General features: G+C 37.7%; 1 protein-coding gene. It reads right to left on the bottom strand.

Annotated features, from left to right (window positions below; all coding sequences use genetic code 11):
- The coding region (locus tag ABZ720_RS17460; RefSeq protein ID WP_366556805.1) for an autotransporter outer membrane beta-barrel domain-containing protein at positions 1-523 on the bottom strand (523 nt) is incomplete at both ends.

Raw genomic sequence — 523 nt, 5'->3', positions numbered from 1 at the left:
ATTCACCAACACTGCATTATTAAATACTTTACGGTTTGCATCAAAATAATGAACTGCAATACTTGGTGTAATGAAAAATTCATTCCACAACCAAGTTTTCGATAATTCCGCTCCCATCTGGTAATTAACTAAATTTAAAGACCTAGTGCGAATTTCAGCTCCCTTCAATTCATAATTCACCGAACTCAAATGGTGATAATGTAATCCCGCAATAGTTTTGAGATCTACATACCCTAAAGCCCATTTTTTACCTATCACCGACCCTACACTAACGATATTACGTTTAAAATTAGCCGTTTTGTCGTCTAACGTAATAGTGTTATTTGAACGACCATAGCCCAGATCTAAGGCTACAAATAATCCTTGTGTATTTTGCACTGTTGCATAAACGGTCGCTTGTGAATAGACTGTCTTACCCCTTGCGTTTTCATACTCAATATTTGATCGCGTTTGTGATACCACACCACCAAGACGAATTCCCTGCTCATTCATTGCACTTTCTGCACCCAACTCTGTATAAGTG

The sequence above is a fragment of the Aquibaculum sediminis genome (genome assembly GCF_040712085.1).
Classification (GTDB): Bacteria; Pseudomonadota; Alphaproteobacteria; order Kiloniellales; family DSM-21159; genus Aquibaculum; species Aquibaculum sediminis.
This window is presented reverse-complemented; position numbering and strand designations above follow the sequence as displayed.